Here is a 19,035-nt window from a genome sequence, read left to right as displayed (position 1 = left end):
TTCACAAGGGGGAGGAGCTAACCCCGCCCCCGTTCACAGAGGGGAGCTGTTTGTCCCCTCCCCTTACGAAGGGGAGGGTTAGGGTGGGGTCCTGCCCCCCTAACCTTACAAAGGGAGGACTGGGATTCCTCGGATCGCACTATTTTTGCTATTCCTGTCCGTTTTTGGCTAGTCACCCCTCTCGCCCCCGCTTAGTCTCTGGGGCATGCCCACAGCAACCCGAGCCATGCCATGACCACAGCGCCCCCGCATTCATCCCAACGGGACGAGATCATCCCGGGTCTCACCCGGGAGCAGTGCCACGCCGCACGCCTCGCGCGAGACGCGCGTTTCGATGGCCGCTTCTTCACCGGGGTGCTCTCCACCGGCATCTATTGCCGCCCCGTGTGTCCGGCGCGGGCACCGCATGAGCACAATGTGCGCTATTTTCGCTTCGCGGCGGCGGCAGAGCAGCACGGGCTGCGCCCCTGCCTGCGCTGTCGCCCCGAGCTCGCACCGGCCCAGAGCGGCGATCTGCCACCGCTCATCGCCCAGGTGCTGGTGCGCATCGAGCGCGGCGAGCTGGCGGAGCACAGCCTGGGCGAGCTCGCGGCGCAGGCCGGGATCACGGAGCGCACCCTGAGGCGCCAGTTCGAGCAACACCTCGGTGCCTCGCCGAAACAGGTGGAACAGACGCGCCGCCTGCTGCTTGCGAAACGGCTGCTGACGGAGACGCGCCTGCCCATCACGGACGTGGCGTTTGCCGCAGGCTTTGCGAGCATTCGTCGCTTCAACGACGCCTGGCTGCAGGCGTATGGGATGACACCGGGCGCCCTGCGCAAGCAGGAAGGGGGCGCGCCGCAGGAGACACCGCAATCTAGCCTGCAACTGCACCTGCTGTATCGCCCGCCGTTCGACGTCCAGGCCATGCTCGCGTTCTACCGGTTGCGCGCCATTCCGGGGCTGGAGCGGGTGGATGAGCACGGTTACGAACGCCGTCACCGGGTCGGCGAGCAGGAGGGGATCATCCGCATCGAGCCCGTCGAGGGGGAAAGGCTCAGACTCACGGTGCGGGATCTGCCGCCGGGTGCGCTGCCGGACATCCTGTACCGCGTGCGCCGCATGTGGGATCTCGACGCCGACATGGGCCGCATCGGCGAACACCTGGGGCAAGATCCGCTGCTCGCCGGCATCCAGGGACGATGGCCCGGGGTGCGGCTGCCGGGGGGGTGGGATGAATACGAGGTGATGCTGCGCGCCATCGTCGGCCAGCAGGTGTCGGTCAAGGGTGCCATCACCATCATGGGGCGCCTGGTGGCGCGCACCCTGGCGCAGTTCGGCACCGCGCAGCTGCCCACCCCGACCCAGCTGTGCGAGCTGGATCTCGACGGCATCGGCATGCCGGGCAGCCGCATCCGCACGCTGCAGGGGCTGGCCGCGGCGCTCGCAAGCGGCGCGCTCACCCTGGGCAGCGCGAGCGACGAGCAACTGCTCGCGCTGCCGGGCATAGGCCCCTGGACTGTCGCTTACTGGCGGCTGCGCTGCGGGCTCGACACGGATGCCTTCCCCGCCTCGGATCTCGTGCTGCAAAAGGCGCTGGGGGGCGGTGACAAGCTGCCGGTGAAAGAGGTGACAGCGCGCAGCGCCCCCTGGCAGCCGTGGCGCGCCTACGCCGCGAGCTGGCTGTGGCACGCCATGAGTGAACAACCGGCGCTGCTCACCCGGCCAACACAGGCACAAGACGAGGAGAAGACCCCATGATCCGCTATGACATGATGCCCACCGACCAGGGCGAACTGCTGGTCGCCATCGACGAACGCGGTCTGGTCCATGTGGACTTCCTGGCCGGACTGCGGCCGCTGCCCGACATGCAGGACTGGCAGCAGGACGGCGAGGCGCTCGCCCCCTTCCTCGCCGAGTTTCAGGGCTACTTCGCGGGCAGGTTGCAGCGCTTCACCCTGCCGCTCGCCCCCAGGGGCACGGCGTTTCAACAAGCGGTGTGGCAGGCGCTGTGCGACATCCCCTACGGGGAGACCCGCAGCTACGGCGACATCGCCCGCGCCATCGGCAAGCCAAACGCGGTGCGGGCGGTGGGTGCCGCGAACGGTCGCAATCCGCTCTCCATCATCATCCCCTGCCACCGGGTGATCGGCCAGAATGGCAGCCTCACCGGCTATGCGGGAGGCCTGCCCATCAAGCAGGCACTGCTGACGCTGGAGAGGGCCTCTCGTTGATCCGGCGCCACCCGGCCAGGGCTCACTGCCGCTGCGCCAGCCAGCCGTGAAACCCCAGCACCTGAAAGAAGCGGTGCGCCGCCGCGAAACCGGCCCCTTGCAAGAGGCGGCGGGTCTGTCCCTCGTCCAGGGAGGTGAAGTCCTCTCCGAGGCGGCGCACCATCTGCTCGCAGGCAGGAAGCGGCAAACCGGCGAGGGCCGCTTGCAACCCCATCGCCTTTCGCTCGAGCGGGTCCGTGGGCGCCATCAGATCCGCCAGCAGCAGGGGAGCACCAGGATTGAGCTGGCGATAAATATCACCCAATAGCGCGGCTTTGGCATCTTGCGCCAGAAAATGCAGAACCAGCAGACAGAGTGCACCATCGCAAGGCTTATCCACCACAGGCAATGCGCCCAGGTGCCAGCACACCCTCTCCCCCATGCCCGCCTGCTCGGCCCGCATCCTGGCATGGGCCAGCATGTCCGCCGAGACATCCTGGGCCACAAAGGTCCAGCGGGGGCAGAGACGGCCAAGCAGCAGCAACTCGCTGCCCGTGCCCACCCCCACCAGCAGCACACGGGCCTGCTGGCCCAGCGCGGCCATCAGCCGGGAGGCACAAAGCTGATGCAGCAGCTCGTAGCCTGGCACCAGCAGGGGGATGCGGCTGTCATAGGCCTTCGCCCCTTCTCCTTCGAATCGCTCCGTCATCTTTTGCTCCTTTGGTGTGAGCCCCCTTGATAGGGGCTGCCGCCGGGAGAAGGTCAAGAGCCACAGGGGCGAGCCAGTTGCCAGCCCTTCCCATGAAGGGAGGGCCCTAGCCCCCCTTGCCCAGCGCCGCTTTCAGAGCCGGATTGAAGACGCGCTGGAGGGAGGCGGGGTTGTTCACCAGCTTGGCCGCCGGGCGGCGCGGGCGCCTGACCAGCTCGCCGCCACAGTTGGGGCAGGTCAGGTGCAGATACTGATCGTTGCACTCGGCGCAGAAGGTGCACTCGAAGGAGCAGATGTAGGCCGTCGCCGTGTCGGCGGGCAGATCCCGGTCACAGCACTCGCAGTTGGGTCTGAGTTCAAGCATGGCAAGATCCTGATGCACAAGGGGAAGCGGGAAAGAGGGCTGCTCAGTCGACGATAAAGAGGCGAGCGCCCAGTTCGGTATAGGAGCGATGGGGTTCGGCGTTGTCCGCCACCTGGTAGCTCATGCCCGGCGTCAGGGTGAAGACGCGGCCATCCTGCAACTCGGTGTGCAGCTCCCCTTCGAGGCAGAGCAGCACATGGCCCTTGCTGCACCAGTGATCCGCCAGATACCCGGGGGAGTACTCCACCATTCGCACCCGCAGCTCCCCGAACTGCCGGGTGTGCCAGCGGGCGACGCCGCGCTCTCCCTTGTGTTCGGTCGGCGGGACCTCGGCCCAGTTCGTGGTGCAAAACGGCAGTGCATTGATGTTCATGACGGATCCTTTGTCAGAAGAAGGCTGGGGGAAGGTGCCTCACCACGGGATATCCGTGACAAGGCCGCGCCCCATACTGCCATCAAATCCGCTCCAGCCCCATGCCCACACGGGCAATCATCCCCTCTTCAAACTTCCCATCACCTGCATCTCGCAGCGATGGCAGTCAAAACGCAGGCGGAAACTCTCCTTGCCCATCTTGAGCTCCAGGGGCTCGGCCTTGAGACCGGGCACCTCCTTGGGGCAGAGCTGCTGGCTGTAGCGGATGCAGTGCTTCGTTGTCATCAGCACCACTTCCCGCTCCTCCTTGTTCGCCTCATACGCGGGGGCGATGCTCCCCACCCCGTGTTCGCGAAAGAACTGCTCCGCCGCGCTGTTCAGCACGTTGCCGAGGTAGGAGAGCCGATGTTGGGGATAAACGGCGCCTCGCAGGGGAATGCGCCGCTCGGGTCGCCGGTAGGCAGCCAGACGGGCCGCCTCCAGGGCGGCAATGCCGTCCCGGCGCAAGCCGTTAAGCTGTGAAGCCGCAATAAACAGCGGCCTCGTTATTGCCAACTCAATCTGGCGAGCCACAAACAGGGTGTTGCCGAGTTTGCCGAGCTGATCCCTGGCCTGCTGCAGCGCCCGTTCCGGGTTGTCGGCCAGCTGCTGGTCGCAGGGGAGCATGACGGCGGCGCCAATGCCCTGCTCGTCCACAAGTTCGAGCCGCAGTCCCTCGTCGCACTCCGATAGCCGCATATCGACCCGGATGCGGCGATCCGCGCTCCCCTTTTCGAGCTGCTTGCTGAAGGCCTGATCGTGGTTGCGAAAGATCTCGGTGCCCACCTTGAGACCGGGCATGGGTTCCGACAGGAGTAACCGCTTGCTCTGTGCCTTCTCTTCCACTTTATTGAGGCGCATGCCCACCAGCTCGCCCCCCGGCTTGAAGAAGCCGAGGCCATCGCCGTTGTTGAGGGCAACGGCCTGGCCGTCGATCTCGATGCCATCGCGGGTCACGCTGGTGACGCGCCCGAGCGGCTCCCCGACGTATTTCGGGCTGCGCGGCGAGTCGATGCCTGGCTGTCGGCCATGGAGGAAGTAGTCGGTGCTGCCCCGGTTGAAACTCTTCTTGGGATCCGGCGTAAAGGTGTAGCTGCAACGACCGGCGGAAGCGGCCACCAGATCGGGGCGGCGCTCCAGGATGGTGTCCAGCTTCTGGCGATACCAGGCGGTGACGTTCTTGACGTAGTCGAGCCCCTTGAGGCGCCCTTCAATCTTGAAGGAGCGGATCCCTGCGGCGATCAGCGCCTCCAGGTTGTCGGTCTGATCCATGTCTTTCAAGGAGAGCAGGTGGCTGTTTTCCACCAGCACCTCCCCCGCCGGCGTTTGCAGGGAACAGGGCAGTCGACAGAGCTGGGCGCACTCGCCGCGGTTCGCGCTGCGCCCGGTGCGGGCGTGGCTGATGTTGCACTGGCCGCTGTAGGAGACGCACAGGGCACCGTGGATGAAGAACTCCAGCTGCACGCTCGTGGCGGCGCTTATCTCGCGGATCTGCGCAAGGGAGAGCTCGCGGGCCAGCACCACCTGGGAGAAGCCCACGTCCTGCAGAAACTTTACCTTTTCCGGGGTGCGGTTGTCGGTCTGGGTACTGGCGTGCAGCGCGATGGGGGGCAAATCGAGCGCCAGCAGCCCCATGTCCTGCACGATCAGCGCATCGGCCCCTGCCTCGTAGATCTGATGGGTCAGGCGCCAGGCCTGCTCCAGCTCGTGGTCGTGCAGCAGGGTATTGAAGGCGACGAAGACCTGGGCGCCGAAGCGGTGGGCATGGCGCGCCAGCGCCTCGATGTCCTCGAGGCTGTTGCCTGCTGCGCTGCGGGCACCGAAGGCGGGGCCCCCCATGTAGACGGCGTCGGCGCCGTGGTTGATGGCCTCGATGCCATAGGCAAGGTTCTTGGCCGGGGCCAGCAACTCCAGGCGGTTGTGATGGTTCTGATCGCGCATAACGTCCGGTTCGAAGGGCTGCAAATGGCCGCCACTCTAGCCAGACTCCCCGCCCCCCGCCTTGATCCCGCTTAAGATCACCGCAGAATGCAGGATTGGCCCCCGTACAAGGACATCTGGCGGGCCCTCATCCCCCGGCCCTGACAGAATGCCGACTACGCTGGCACCCGACGCGGAGCTAGATCACGACCTTGAGGGCCAGCCCCAGCAGCACCAGGCCACTCACCTTGTCGATCACGGTGGATTTGGCCTTGAGCCAGGCGAGTACGGGCCCGCGAGAGAGCACCAGGGCCACCAGCACATACCAGAGCGCATCGATGCCGCCTGCGGTCAGCATCATGATGCCCCCCTCACGCCAGCCGGTGTCGGCGTGCACGAACTGGCTGAACAGGGCGATAAAGAAGATGGCGAGCTGGGGGTTCAAGAAGGCCACCATAAAGCCCTCGAACGCCCCTTGACGTCCCCGTGGCCGGTGTCCCTCCTCCTTGCCTGCCTCACCCCCTGCAGGCCTGGCCAGCAACGCCTTGATCCCGAGCCAGGCGAGAAACGCCGCGCCGCCGTAGCGGATGAGATCGAACAGCAGCGGGGTCTGGGTGATCAGGATGGCGAGGCCGAGGGCCGTGATCAGCGCATAGATGCCGACTCCCAGGCCATGTCCCAGCGCCGTGGCAACCCCGTGGCCCTGCCCTCCCTGCACCGTATTGCGGATGATCAGTGCCAGGCTCGGCCCCGGGCTGATGGCCCCCATTACGCAAATGGCGGCCAGCGCCAGCCAACTCGTCAGCTCCATACCTTCTCTTCCTTCGTGTCGATTGTTGTCACCCTGGATCAGGGTAGGGGGTGGCTCGCTATGCCAAAAGTGAAAGTTATGAATAGAGCCCATAGCCAGTGGCTATAGAGTGGCACAACCCGCTGCCATCAGCGGCTCGCCTGCGGCCCTCGGGCCAACTGCTTGCGACTCGCCCCCAAGGTGAATTGCAGGTGATCCCGCAGGAAGGGATAGGCCAGCTCGCGAAACCAGCGGTGAGCCGGATCCAGGTGGTGGCGCTGGTGCCACAGCAGATGATACTGCTGGACCCGGGTGGCGAAGGGGAGATCGCAAAAACTCAGGGCATGTTCCCGGGAGAGCTGCCAGGCGATATGGGCCGGGGTGGTCATCAGACAGTCTGTGCGCAGCAGCACCTCCACCGCGGCCTGGAAGAAGGGCACCCGGGCAAACCAGCGGCGGGAGAGCCCGCGGGGGGCCAGCACCTGCTCCACCGGGCTGTCCTTGTCCCCGCCCCCGCTCACCTGCAGGTGGGGCCAGGCGAGGTAATCCTCCAGGCTGAGCGCCATGCCAGAGAGCGGGTGATGGCGCCCCATCAGCACCACCAGCCTGTCCTCCCCCTGATGCAGGCCGCGGATCTGGTCCGGCACCAGCTCCGTGATGGTGGAGACCATGTCCAGCTCCGATTGCCAGAGCTGGGGCAACTGGCGCTTGTCCCACAGGCTGTACTCCAGCGCCGCCCGGGGGGCGGCCCTCGCCAGGGCCGCACAGATGTCCGGCAGGATGTGCTGGGCCACGTAGTCGGAGGAGGCGAGCCGAAACACCCGCTCGCAGCGCTCGGGGGCAAATTCCGGCGCCTCGTAGAGCCGCTCCAGGGCACCGAGGGAATCGGCAAGCTGGGCCGCCAGGGCCTCGGCCCGCGGGGTCAGCAGCCAGCGCTGCCCTTCCCGCACCAGCAGCTCGTCGCCAAACTCGCTGCGAAGCTGGCCGAGCTGCTTGCTGATGGAGGGCTGGCTCAGGTTCAGCAGCTCCGCCGCCCGGCTGATGTTGCGGGTCTCCAGCAGCACCTTGAGGGTGGGCAAGAGATTGAGATTCGCTTTGTGCACAGGAGTCACCTCGGGAAGGGGTCGCCGGGATCGGGCCTTCATCTTACGGCAAGGAGAAGCGGAAATTTAAGCAAAATCACGGTCTTGCTCCCCCCACTCCCCTTACACTGGAGGGGCCGCAGGATGACAGTGAACGCCCCGTGCGGCATAATTTCGCCACTTTCCGCCCCAGGGCGGCCATCACGACAAGCGACGACAAGATGACATACGCCACTATCACCGGGTGGGGAAAATGCCTGCCCCCCGCCTCGCTGACCAACGATGACCTCGGCACCATCATGGATACCTCGGACGAGTGGATCTACCCGCGCACCGGCATCAAGGCCCGCCGGGTCTCCCATGTCAGCACCCAGGCGCTCGCCACCCTGGCCGCCCGTCGCGCCCTGGCGTGCGCAGGCCTGGACGCCGCCGCCCTCGATGGCATCATCCTCGCGACCGCCACCCCGGGCACGCTGGTCCCCAATGGCGCCTCCGCCGTGCAGCAGGCCCTCGGCGCCCACAAGGCGGCGGTGTTCGACCTCAACGCCGCCTGCACCGGCTTTGTCTATGCCCTCTCGGTCGCCACCTCCCTGGTGCAGACCGGCATGATGCAAAGGGTGCTGGTGATCGGTGCCGAGCGATTGACCCAGTTGCTGGACTGGGCCAAGCGCGACACCGCCGTGCTGTTCGGAGATGGCGCCGGCGCCGTCATCATCGAGGCAAGCGAGCAGGAGAGCGGCCTGATTGCCAGCAAGCTCGGTTGTGACAGCGAAGCGCGGGAGATACTGCACGTGCCGAACTTCGGTACGGATCGGGTGCGTTTCGACGACATTGACGGCCTCTTCACCTTCAACTTCGAGGGGCAGGAGATCTTCAAGCGCGCCGTGCGCGGCATGGGCGAAGCCACCGGCACCGTACTGGCCCAGGCGGGCATCGCCCCCGAGCAGGTCGACCTCATCGTGCCGCACCAGGCGAACGTGCGCATCATCGAGACCCTGGCCAAGCGGATGAACGCCCCCATGGAGAAGGTGATGGTCAACATAGAGCAGTACGGCAACACCTCCGCCGCCACCGTGCCCATCGCCCTGTGCGAGGCGCTGGAGCAGGGTCGGGTCAAGCCGAACAGCTACCTGCTGACCGCCGCCTTCGGGGCCGGGCTGACCTGGGGCGCCGCCCTCATCAAATGGGGAGATCGCGTCACCCCGATCGCGAATTGCGACGAGGTGCTGCCCCCCTGCGAGCAGAGCGCCCTCGAACTCATCGCCCATGCGGTGCAGGGTTGCCAGCAGGCCCGCCCCGCCGACGCCTGAGCGAGCGCCCGCTCCCCATGATCCGCCAGGAGCCCCGGGGCTCCTGGCTGCCAGCCCCCTACGCCCCCTCGCCGTTTCGGCAGCGACATAAAAGTCATTGAAAAGTGTGAATTTTGAGCGAAACATATCAAAAAATGACCACTTGACATTTTTTTGTCGTCAGAATGCGGCCAAGGGGTTCACAACCTTGCCGGATCTGGTAGTATGCGGCCTCGCACTTGGGGAGGGGTTCCCGAGCGGCCAAAGGGATCAGACTGTAAATCTGACGGCTCTGCCTTCGAAGGTTCGAATCCTTCTCCCTCCACCATTCAAGTGCGTCAAGTAAGTAAAAATCAGGAAAATACCCCGTGGAGGGGTTCCCGAGCGGCCAAAGGGATCAGACTGTAAATCTGACGGCTCTGCCTTCGAAGGTTCGAATCCTTCTCCCTCCACCATCTTCCTGAACACAATATGCAATGCCCCTGTGGAGGGGTTCCCGAGCGGCCAAAGGGATCAGACTGTAAATCTGACGGCTCTGCCTTCGAAGGTTCGAATCCTTCTCCCTCCACCATTCTTCAGACAACCCGGCCTCGCGCCGGGTTTTCGCTTTTCTGGATAGAATCCACATGGCGCTGTCAGATCTGACAATTGCCCTTCCCGCACTTTTTAGAAACAGTGGAGCCTCATGTCGCAAGGAGTGCACACAGATGTTTGAAATCTGGGATGAAACGGGTCGCGAGCACGGGCTGACACTGCCCGAGCTGCAACTGCGGCTGCGGGATTATCAGGGAGACGTGATGGTGCGCTACCTCAACCGCCTCGGCCTGCCGAGCACCCTCTTCCTGACCATCCGTCAGGGATGCGCCTATCAGCGCTTCAAGGCGGGCTCCCCCATGCTCGACTGGTCCTTGCTTGCCCAGGCCATGCACGCAGCCCCCCTGGCTGGCGCCGCACCTGCACAGGGCCATGCCCTTCCCTGACCCCCTCCTTCCTGCCCACGCCCATTATCAGACTCTTCCTACAGCCTCCCTTTAGACCCTCCCTGTATGATGCGCAGCCATGTTCCCGTCAGGTGAGAGCCATGTTTGCGTTCAAAGAAGAGTATCCCGTGAGTGCCATGGTCAGCATGGCGGATATCGTCGTCCCCTTTTACCAGCCCATCATCGGCCAGGATCGTCAGGTCAAGGGGTATGAGGTGCTGGCCAGACGCTGGGATGCCGGCAGCCAGGGTTATCAGGGCATCGATTTTGCCGCCCTCGGCGAAGATGACGCTCTGCACCTGGATATCGTCATGCTCAGGGCCATCATGCGCGATCTGCCCGTGCTCGCCCAAAAAGGCCCCTATGCGCTCTCCATCAACCTCAATCCGGCGCTCTCCAGCCCCACCTACCGCAATCTGCTGTTGCTGGTGCTGCTCCAGGCCCGCAAGCTGGGGATCGCCATCTGGTTCGAGGTGCTGGAACACGTCAGGATCAAGCACCAGCACAGGGAGATGATCGAGGTGTTGCGAGCCCATGGCGCCCACATCGCCTGTGACGACTTCGGCTCCCTGGCATGCAACTTCCAGCGCCTGATGATGCTCCCCTACGAGATCGTGAAACTGGATCGTTCCCTGCTGCTCCAGGCTGTACGCAGCACCCATGCCCTCAACATGCTGACGGGGCTGGTGAAATACCTGCAACGACTCGGCATGGCCGTGGTGTGCGAGGGAGTGGAGACCCAGGCCCATATCGAGGTGGCGAACCGGCTGGGCTGCGACTACCAGCAGGGCTACGCCTACGCCATTCCCTCCCCTCTCTCCCGCTGGGCCTGAGCCGAGCGCTTGCGTGTCACGGGGGAAACCCGGGCACCTTTCCCATGAAATTCGGCAGGGTGCTGCCATTTTCCTGCCAAAGATGGCAGGCTGTCCCGGCCACACTGACGCCGAGGCCCGACATGGTTCGCTTTGCCACCTTCAATCTCGCCTTCGATCGCACTGCACCCGGCATGCTGGGGGAAGAGCTCGCCCTGACCCGCACCGAGCAGGATGCCCTGCTGGCCCGCCTCGCCGACGGCACCTTGAGCGGCGCCGAGAAGACCAAGGCCCTCGACGTGCAGCAGATCCGCAACATCGCCGAAATCATCCAGCGCACCCGGCCGGACGTGTTGCTGCTGAGCGAATTCGACAATGACGGCAAGGGCAGCGACACCACGGACCTCCACGCCTTCAACGACAACTACCTGGCCCATGCCCAGCACGACGAGGTGACCGCCATCAGCTATCCGGTGCTGCAGAACTTCGCCACCAACACCGGCCTGATGAGCGGCCATGACCTCAACCTGGATGGCCGAGTGAGCAGGCCGGACGACGCCTGGGGCTTTGGCAGCTATCACGGCCAGTACGCCTTCGCCGTGATGTCCCGGTATCCCATCGATACCAGGCAGATCCGCACCTTCCAGACCTTCAAGTGGAAGGAGATGCCGGGCGAAGCGAACCCCGTCATCGACGACTGCCACAACCCCAGGGCACCGATCCCGAGCGGCCGCCAGTGTGGCGATGCCTGGTATGACGACGCCGCCTGGCAGGCGCTCCCCCTCTCCTCAAAGAACCACGCCGACGTGCCGGTGCGCATCAGGCAGGGAGACAGGGAGGAGGTGCTCCACTTCCTTATCTCCCACCCGACCCCGCCCATCTTCGGCAACGCGGCGCGCCACAACGTCAAACGCAACCGTGCGGAGATAGCCTTCTGGCAGGACTATGTGGCAGGGGCAGGCTACATGGTGGATGACGCAGGCAAGGCGGGTGGCTTGGCCGAGGGCGCCAAGTTCGTCATCGCCGGGGATCTCAACGCCGATCCCCAGATTGGCGATGGGGATCTCACCGCCATTCAGGCGCTGCACAACCATGTGCTGGTCAATCAGGCCGTCACCAACGGCGCCCTGATCCCGGTCAGCCAGGGCGGCCCCGAGTGCCTCGCCAGCCAGCCGGATCAGTGCAAGCGCAACAACAACCGCCCCACCCCGGAGCGCATCACCAGCAGCAGCGGCCTGCAGCTCGACCACGTGCTGCCCTCCGCCAACCTGAACGCGGTCGCCTCCGGCGTGTTCTGGCCGGCCAGCTTCGAGCCGGGCCATCACTTGGTGCATGACGCCAAGCTGGGCATCGCCAAGGGAGTCAGCTCGGATCACCGCATGGTGTGGGTCGACGTCGCGCTCGATTGACCGGCAGCCAGGGCGAAGGGATGCCTTTGGCTCAGGGTGCCGGCAAATCTGTGCGCAGGCGCGCTATTCCGGTGCCCGCGGCTTGCGGCACAAATCGGGGTTTGCTAATACTCCGCGTCCATTGGATGAGCATCCCTTTCGAGATAGTGTGCCGTGGCTTTCGAACAATTCGCGCTCGTGATATCTCTCTTCCAGCAGCTGTGCGTCTATCTGGTGATCGCCTGGCTGCTCTCCAAGACGCCGCTCTTCATGCCGCTGACCCAGGTGACCCTGAGCTGGCCCCACAAGATCCTCTGCTACCTCATCTTCTCCGGCTTCTGCGTCATGGGTACCTACTTTGGCCTCAGGGTCGAGGACTCCATCGCCAATACCCGCGCCATCGGTGCCGTGCTGGGGGGCATCGTCGGTGGCCCTGTGGTGGGGCTGCTGGTGGGGCTCACCGGCGGCATCCATCGCTACTCGCTGGGGGGCTTTACCGCCCTGGCCTGCACCTTCTCCACCATCGCCGAGGGGCTGCTCGGCGGCCTGGTGCACCGCCACTTCGTCGCCCGCCACCGGCTCGACCTGCTGTTCAGTCCCTGGGTGGTGGGGTCGGTGGCCCTCATCGCCGAGCTGATGCAGATGGGCATCATCTTGCTGGTGGCCCGCCCGTATGACGACGCCGTCCACCTCATCGAGAACATCATCGCCCCCATGCTGGTGGCCAATACCCTGGGGGCCGCCATGTTCATGCGGATGATCCTCGATCACCGCGCCATGCTGGAGAAGTACTCGGTCGCCTTCTCCGCCCGCGCCCTCAAGATCGCCGAGCGGGCGATGCGGGTGCTGGACAAGGGCTTCACCCAGCAGGCGTGCCAGCAGATGGTGCGCATTCTCTACGAGGAGACCGGGGTGGGCGCGGTGGCCATCACCGATCGGGAGAAGCTGCTCGCCTTCATCGGCATCGGCGAGGATCACCACCTGCCGGGCACCGCCATCAACTCGGCCCACACCTTCAAGGCGATCCAGCACAACGAGGTGGTCTATGCCGACGGCAACCTCATCCCCTACAGCTGCAACCTGCATCCCCAGTGCCGGCTCGGCTCCTCGCTGGTCATTCCGCTGCGTGGGGAAGAGGGGTCGGTGGTGGGCACCATCAAGCTCTACGAGCCCAAGCGCAAGTTCTTCTCCTCCATCAACCGCACCCTGGGAGAGGGGATCGCCCGGCTGCTCTCCGGCCAGATCCTGGCCAGCAAGTACAACGAGCAGAAGCGGCTGCTGGCCCAGTCGGAGATCAAGCTGTTGCAGGCGCAGATCAACCCGCACTTCCTGTTCAACGCCCTCAACACCCTGGCGGCGGTGATCCGGCGCGACCCCGAGGATGCCCGCACCCTGGTGCACCACCTCTCCACCTTCTTTCGCAAAAACCTCAAGCGGCAGGGGGACGAGGTGACCCTGGCCGACGAGCTGGAGCACGTGAACGCCTACCTGCACATCGAGCAGGCCCGCTTCGCCGAGCACCTGAGCGTGCAGATCCATATTCCCGAACCGCTGCTGGAGTACCGGCTGCCCACCTTCTCCCTGCAGCCCATCGTCGAGAACGCCATCAAGCACGGCATCTCCCAGATGTTCGAGCCGGGCAAACTGACCCTGACGGCGCGGCAGGAGGGCGAGCAGCTGGAGCTGGAGGTCTGTGACAACGCCGGCCTCTATCAGGCCAACCGGGAAGAGAGCGGCCTTGGCATGAACATAGTGGACCGGCGCATCAAGGCCCGTTACGGCGCCGAGTACGGGGTCACCATTCACTGCGAGCCCCATCAATCCACCCGGGTGAGGATCACCCTTCCCCTGCAGGAGAGCCCATGCTGACCGCCCTGATCGTCGACGATGAACCCCTCGCCCGCGAGGAGCTGCGGCTGCTGCTGGAGCAGGCGGGCAACATCCGCCTGCTGGGGGAGTGCGCCAACGCCATGGAGGCGCTGCCCGCCATCCATCGCCTCAAGCCCGATCTGCTGTTTCTCGACATCCAGATGCCGCGCATCAACGGGCTGGAGCTGGTGAGCATGCTGGATCCGGACTTGCGCCCCCACATCGTCTTCATCACCGCCTACGACGACTTTGCCCTGCGCGCCTTCGAGGAGAATGCCCTCGACTACCTGCTCAAGCCGGTCACGGCAGAGCGGATGAACAAGGCGCTGGAGCGCATCCAGCGGCTGCTTTCGCCAAAGGGTGAGCTGGCGGACCAGCCGCTGCCGGACCCGACCCGCATCGCCCAGCCCCTGCGCAGCATCCCCTGCAGCGGCCACAACCGCATTCTGCTATTGCCCCTTGGCGAGGTGGAGTTCGTCCACAGCGATCTCACCGGAAACAAGGTGGTGAGCGCCCAGCAGCAGGGCACCACAGAGCTGACCCTGCGCACCCTGGAGGAGAAGACCGGCTTCGTGCGCTGTCACCGCCAATACCTGCTCAACCCCGGCCAGATCCGCGAGATCCTGCTGCTCGACGGCGGCCTGGCGGAGGTGGTGACTCAGGGCGGGCACAAGGTGCCGGTGAGTCGCCGCTACCTCAAGCCCCTCAAGGAGCTGCTGGAAATCCCCTGAGGGGCGAGCCGCTCACCCGCTTCCCGCGCCCGCCGGCTCATCCCTCAAACCGCTCGGGGCCGCTTTTCTGCCGCTCGCGGGCGGCCCTCTGCCACTGACCCTTTCTGCGCTCCCCTTTCCCTGCCGCCTGCGTAGAGTGCAGCCTGAGCCCGGCCAGATTGGCCGCAGGAAAAGGAAACTCCGTCATGCAACACGCAATCACCTTCGTCATTGCGGCCCTCTGCATCCTCGCCATCGCCTATCGCCTCTACGGCGTGTTCTTTGTGCGCAAGGTGCTGCGGGCCGACGACAAGCTGGTCACCCCCTCCCACGAGCTGGAAGATGGCAAGAACTATGTGCCGACCAACAAGTGGGTCAACTTCGGCCAGCACTTCGCGGCCATCGCCGCCGCCGGCCCCCTGGTAGGCCCGGTCCTGGCCGCCCAGTACGGCTACCTGCCGAGCTTCCTCTGGCTGCTGATCGGCTGCGTCATCGGCGGCGCGGTGCACGACACCGTGGTGCTGTTCGCCTCCATGAAGCATCAGGGCAAGTCCCTCTCCGAGGTGGCCAAGGCCGAACTCGGCCCCATCGCCGGCTGGTGCACGGGGCTCGCCATGCTGTTCATCATCACCATCACCATGGCGGGTCTCTCCATGGTGGTGGTACACGCGCTGGAGCGTAACGCCTGGGGCGTGTTCGCGGTCTTCATGACCATCCCCATCTCCATGGTGGTGGGGATCTGGCACAAGCTGACCGGCAACCTGCAAGCCGCCTCCTGGGTGGGCTTCATCGCCGTGCTGGCCTGCGTCTTCTTCGGCCCCTACGTGCAGGAGAGCGCCTTCGGTGCCTGGCTGACCCTGCGCGCCGAGACCATCAGTCTGGCGCTGCCGGTCTATGCCTTCTTCGCCACCGCGCTGCCGGTCTGGCTGCTGCTCACCCCGCGCGGCTACATCTCCAGCTTCATGAAGATCGGCGTGTTCGGCGCCCTGGTGATCGGCGTCATCTGCATCAACCCCGAGATCCAGTTCCCCGCCATGACCCAGTTCGTCCACGGCGGCGGCCCGGTACTGGGCGGCCCGGTCTGGCCCTTCATCTCCATCACCATCGCCTGTGGCGCCATCTCCGGCTTCCACGCCTTCATCGGCTCGGGCACCACCCCGAAACTGGTGGACAAGTGGAACGACATCCTGCCGGTCGCCTTCGGTGCCATGCTGGCCGAGTGCGTGGTGGGCGTGATGGCGCTGATCGCCGCCACCGCCCTGCACCCGGCGGACTACTTCGCCATCAACGCCACCCCGGAGGCCTTCGCCAAACTGGGGATGCAGGTGGTGGACCTGCCCTTCCTCTCCCAGGAGATCGGCATGGATCTGAACGGCCGCACCGGCGGCGCCGTCACCCTGGCGGTGGGCATGTCCTACATCTTCACCAAGGTGCCCTGGTTCAGTAACCTCGCCTCCTACTTCTTCCAGTTCGTGGTGATGTTCGAAGCGGTGTTCATCCTGACCGCCGTCGACTCCGGCACCCGGGTCTCCCGCTACCTCATTCAGGACTTCTTCGGCGAGTTCTACCCGCCCCTCAAGCGCATCGACTGGATGCCGGGCGCCATCGGGGCCAGCGTGCTCGCCTGCGTGATGTGGGGCTATCTGCTGATGTCCGGCGACATTGGCTCTGTGTGGGCGCTGTTCGGGGTATCGAACCAGCTGATGGCCTCGGTGGGCCTCATCATAGGCGCCACCGTCATCCTGCGCCTCGCCAGCAAGCGCCGCTACATGCTGACCTGCCTGATCCCGCTGGCCTACCTGTTCGTGACCGTCAACTACGCCGGTTACTGGATGATGCGCAACGTCTACTTCAACTCGGCCGCCAAGGGCTACAACCCGATGAACGGCGCCATCTCCCTCATCATGCTGGTGCTGGGGGCGCTGATCCTGATCTCCGCCCTGCGCAAGTGGAGCGAGCTGTGGAAGCTGCGCCAGCAGCCCGAGTTCCGGGTGGCCGAGGCGACCGCCTCCTGATCCGTCCAGCCCTCCTCGGACCCCGCCTCGGCGGGGTCTTTCATTGGCGCTGCGCATTCATCCATTGGCATTGACCCGCCCCTTCGCTGTGGTTGAATGGGTCCCCGGATCACAGAACCGCCCGGCCCGGGGTGCTAGCATGCCCCGACGGCCACTTGGCCGCACCGGCCCAAGTGATCCTCCCTCCTCCGCTTTCACCCTTTGAGGACAGCTTTCATGGAACTGCTTCTGCTCAGCAACGGCAAAACCACAGAACACCCCGGCCTGCTCGGCTGGGCCCGGGAGCGGGTACAAACCCTGCTCGCCCGCAAACAGGTCAAGCGCATCCTGCTCATCCCCTACGCGGTGATCCGCAGCGACTGGGACGCCCGCGCCTTCGAACTCAGCGAGAGCCTGGGGGTGAAGGCCATCAGCATCCACCACTTCGACGATCCGGTGGATGCCATCCAGCGGGCCGACGCCATCTTCATCAGCGGCGGCAACACCTGGCGCCTGAACCAGCTGCTGCACGAATACGGCCTGGTGGTGCCCATCCAGCGTGCCGTGCGCGAGCGGGGCGTGCCCTATGTGGGCTGGAGCGCCGGCTGCAACGTGGCTACCCCCAGCATCCGCACCACCAACGACATGCCGGTGTGCAGCGCCGCCGTGCTGCCGGCGCTGGGCCTGTTCCCCGTGCAGATCAACCCCCACTACCTGGATGCCGGCATCAGCGGCCACATGGGGGAGACCCGGGACGAACGGCTCGCCGAGTTCTGTGCCATCAACCCGAGCGAGTCCGTGGTGGCCCTGCGCGAAGGGAGCCTGCTTCAGGTAAGCGGCGAAAACGGCGGCGAGAGCATCGAATACTGGAGCGCCCGGGGCGAGGGCTTCAAGATCTTCAAGCACGGTGAGACCACTCAGGAGTTCATCACGGCCGCGCCCCTGGCCGGGCTGACGCCGTTTCACCCCCTGGCCGGGGCCATGACGACCGCGGCGACCTGAGCGTCCGCCCGCGGGATTTGCCATGCTGTGAGGGGCAAGGGATCTTCCCTCGCCCCTTTTCCTGCCGGCGGGAGGTACCATGACCACCAGGATTGAACACGACAGCCTCGGGGAGATCGCCGTCCCGGTCGATCGGCTCTGGGGCGCCCAGACCCAGCGCTCCCTGCACCACTTCAACATCTCGGGGGAGCGCCAGCCCATGGAGATCATCCATGCCCTGGCCCTCATCAAGTCCGCCTGCGCCCGGGTCAACCACACCCTGAGGCTACTCCCCGCCCGCAAGGCCCAGGCCATCATGGCCGCCGCCGACGAAATCCTGCGCGGCCTGCACGACGCCGAGTTTCCCCTGATGGTGTGGCAGACCGGCTCCGGCACCCAGACCAACATGAACCTCAACGAGGTGCTGGCAAACCGGGCCAGCGAACTGCTCGGCGGCCCCCGGGGGGAAGCGCGGCTGGTGCATCCCAACGACGAGGTAAACAAGAGCCAGTCCAGCAACGATGTCTTTCCGAGCGCCATGAACCTGGCGGCGGTCACCGCCATCACGCAGCGGTTGCTGCCAGCCCTCGCAGCCCTGAAGCAGACCCTGGCAGGCAAGGCCGCCGCCTTCGACCACATCGTCAAGATTGGCCGCACTCATTTGCAGGATGCCACTCCCCTCACCCTGGGCCAGGAGATCTCCGGCTGGGTCGCCCAGCTTGAACAGGGGGAGCGCCATCTACGGGCCGCCCTGCCCCATCTGTGCGAGCTGGCGCTCGGCGGCACCGCCGTAGGCACCGGCCTCAACTGTCCTCCCGGCTTTGCCGAGGCGGTGGCCAGGACCCTGGCCGAGCAGACCGGCCTGCCGCTCATCAGCGCCCCCAACAAGTTCGAGGCCCTGGCGGCGAGTGACGCCCAGGTTCACGCCCACGGTGCGCTCAAGACGCTGGCAGCCTCCCTCATGAAGATCGCCAACGACGTGCGCTGGCTGGCGAGCGGCCCCCGCAGCGGGCTGGGGGAGCTGCTCATCCCCGAGAACGAGCCTGGATCCTCCATCATGCCCGGCAAGGTCAACCCGACCCAGAGCGAGGCCCTCACCATGCTCTGCGCCCAGGTGATGGGCAACGATGTGGCCATCAACATCGGCGGTGCCAGCGGCAACTTCGAGCTCAACGTGTTCAGGCCCATGATCGCCTACAACGTCCTGCAGAGCGTGCGGCTGCTGGGGGATGGCATGCAGAGCTTCCACGACCACTGCGCCGTCGGCATCACCCCGAACCAGGCCAGGATCGACGATCTGCTCTCCCGCTCCCTGATGCTGGTGACGGCCCTTAACCCCCATATCGGCTATGACAAGGCGGCCGAGATCGCCAAGCGGGCGCACCATCAGGGACTGAGTCTGCGGGAGGCGGCCATTGCCTCGGGCCACCTCAGCGCGGAGCAGTTCGATGCCTGGGTGATCCCCGCTGACATGGTGGGTCGCACGTCATAAGGCAGCGCAGCGCACGGCAATCCCATGCCCGGGGCATACCAGCGCAGGTGG

At 65.4% G+C, this 19,035-nt stretch carries 16 protein-coding genes, 3 tRNA genes and 1 pseudogene; 14 read left to right on the top strand and 6 right to left on the bottom strand.

The window, feature by feature from the left end; genetic code table 11:
• Positions 1-231 precede the first annotated feature (231 nt).
• Together ACNPAA_RS01395 and ACNPAA_RS01390 are read left to right on the top strand one after the other, a co-directional pair.
• On the top strand, positions 232-1,740 hold the full coding sequence (locus ACNPAA_RS01395) for an AlkA N-terminal domain-containing protein (RefSeq protein WP_198497903.1): 1,509 nt from the start codon (positions 232-234) through the stop codon (positions 1,738-1,740).
• Complete coding sequence (locus ACNPAA_RS01390; protein ID WP_198497902.1) at positions 1,737-2,213, top strand: methylated-DNA--[protein]-cysteine S-methyltransferase; 477 nt, start codon at positions 1,737-1,739, stop codon at positions 2,211-2,213. The genes ACNPAA_RS01395 and ACNPAA_RS01390 overlap by 4 nt, the downstream gene beginning before the upstream one ends.
• A 22-nt stretch (positions 2,214-2,235) precedes the next feature.
• On the opposite strand, the gene ACNPAA_RS01385 is transcribed toward ACNPAA_RS01390, so the two are convergent.
• The 6 genes from ACNPAA_RS01385 to ACNPAA_RS01360 all read right to left on the bottom strand — a co-directional run bounded on the left by ACNPAA_RS01385 (position 2,236) and on the right by ACNPAA_RS01360 (position 7,490).
• Positions 2,236-2,901: a class I SAM-dependent methyltransferase gene (locus ACNPAA_RS01385; protein ID WP_198497901.1), complete on the bottom strand. Its 666-nt coding sequence runs from the start codon at positions 2,899-2,901 to the stop codon at positions 2,236-2,238.
• 106 nt (positions 2,902-3,007) lie between these two features.
• A complete protein-coding gene (locus ACNPAA_RS01380) occupies positions 3,008-3,265 on the bottom strand; it encodes a DUF1272 domain-containing protein (protein WP_010673281.1) in 258 nt (85 codons plus the stop codon).
• A 43-nt stretch (positions 3,266-3,308) separates the two neighbouring features.
• Positions 3,309-3,638, bottom strand: coding sequence for a DHCW motif cupin fold protein (locus ACNPAA_RS01375; protein ID WP_042880515.1), 330 nt, complete (start codon positions 3,636-3,638; stop codon positions 3,309-3,311).
• A gap of 117 nt (positions 3,639-3,755) precedes the next feature.
• Positions 3,756-5,618 (bottom strand): peptidase U32 family protein, encoded by a 1,863-nt coding sequence (locus ACNPAA_RS01370; RefSeq protein ID WP_198497900.1) that lies wholly within the window; start codon positions 5,616-5,618, stop codon positions 3,756-3,758.
• Between the two features lie 178 nt (positions 5,619-5,796).
• Positions 5,797-6,408: a LysE family translocator gene (locus tag ACNPAA_RS01365; RefSeq protein WP_198497899.1), complete on the bottom strand. Its 612-nt coding sequence runs from the start codon at positions 6,406-6,408 to the stop codon at positions 5,797-5,799.
• Between the two features lie 128 nt (positions 6,409-6,536).
• Positions 6,537-7,490: a LysR family transcriptional regulator gene (locus tag ACNPAA_RS01360; protein WP_417891526.1), complete on the bottom strand. Its 954-nt coding sequence runs from the start codon at positions 7,488-7,490 to the stop codon at positions 6,537-6,539.
• Positions 7,491-7,690: 200 nt separating this feature from the next.
• On the opposite strand from ACNPAA_RS01360, the gene ACNPAA_RS01355 reads away from it, so the two are divergent.
• The 12 genes and pseudogenes from ACNPAA_RS01355 to fumC all read left to right on the top strand — a co-directional run bounded on the left by ACNPAA_RS01355 (position 7,691) and on the right by fumC (position 18,984).
• Positions 7,691-8,779: a ketoacyl-ACP synthase III gene (locus ACNPAA_RS01355; protein ID WP_201984486.1), complete on the top strand. Its 1,089-nt coding sequence runs from the start codon at positions 7,691-7,693 to the stop codon at positions 8,777-8,779.
• A gap of 222 nt (positions 8,780-9,001) precedes the next feature.
• A tRNA-Tyr gene (locus ACNPAA_RS01350) sits at positions 9,002-9,086 on the top strand.
• Between the two features lie 42 nt (positions 9,087-9,128).
• Positions 9,129-9,213 (top strand) — tRNA-Tyr (locus ACNPAA_RS01345).
• 31 nt (positions 9,214-9,244) lie between these two features.
• Positions 9,245-9,329 (top strand) — tRNA-Tyr (locus ACNPAA_RS01340).
• Positions 9,330-9,465: 136 nt separating this feature from the next.
• Complete coding sequence (locus ACNPAA_RS01335) at positions 9,466-9,738, top strand: hypothetical protein (protein ID WP_161470726.1); 273 nt, start codon at positions 9,466-9,468, stop codon at positions 9,736-9,738.
• 101 nt (positions 9,739-9,839) lie between these two features.
• On the top strand, positions 9,840-10,571 hold the full coding sequence (locus ACNPAA_RS01330) for an EAL domain-containing protein (protein ID WP_069651796.1): 732 nt from the start codon (positions 9,840-9,842) through the stop codon (positions 10,569-10,571).
• Positions 10,572-10,653: 82 nt separating this feature from the next.
• Positions 10,654-11,959, top strand: a pseudogene (locus tag ACNPAA_RS01325) (endonuclease/exonuclease/phosphatase family protein).
• A 153-nt stretch (positions 11,960-12,112) separates the two neighbouring features.
• A complete protein-coding gene (locus ACNPAA_RS01320) occupies positions 12,113-13,807 on the top strand; it encodes a LytS/YhcK type 5TM receptor domain-containing protein (RefSeq protein WP_408809269.1) in 1,695 nt (564 codons plus the stop codon).
• Positions 13,801-14,538 carry a two-component system response regulator BtsR gene (btsR, locus tag ACNPAA_RS01315; protein ID WP_408809271.1) on the top strand — a complete coding sequence of 246 codons (738 nt, stop codon included), beginning with the start codon at positions 13,801-13,803 and terminating at the stop codon, positions 14,536-14,538. Before ACNPAA_RS01320 ends, btsR begins: the two co-directional genes overlap by 7 nt.
• 185 nt (positions 14,539-14,723) lie before the next feature.
• Positions 14,724-16,532 carry a carbon starvation protein A gene (locus ACNPAA_RS01310; protein ID WP_417891525.1) on the top strand — a complete coding sequence of 603 codons (1,809 nt, stop codon included), beginning with the start codon at positions 14,724-14,726 and terminating at the stop codon, positions 16,530-16,532.
• A gap of 216 nt (positions 16,533-16,748) precedes the next feature.
• Complete coding sequence (pepE, locus tag ACNPAA_RS01305) at positions 16,749-17,513, top strand: dipeptidase PepE (protein WP_417891524.1); 765 nt, start codon at positions 16,749-16,751, stop codon at positions 17,511-17,513.
• Between the two features lie 79 nt (positions 17,514-17,592).
• The gene (fumC, locus tag ACNPAA_RS01300) at positions 17,593-18,984 is read left to right on the top strand and encodes a class II fumarate hydratase (RefSeq protein ID WP_417891523.1); all 1,392 of its coding nucleotides are present in this window, start codon (positions 17,593-17,595) and stop codon (positions 18,982-18,984) included.
• Positions 18,985-19,035: the final 51 nt, after the last annotated feature.

This window comes from Aeromonas sp. PS2Canimalfood6, from assembly GCF_048276795.1.
GTDB lineage: Bacteria > Pseudomonadota > Gammaproteobacteria > Enterobacterales > Aeromonadaceae > Aeromonas > Aeromonas caviae.
Note: the sequence above shows the minus strand (reverse complement) of the source record. Positions and strands in the feature narration are given on the sequence as shown.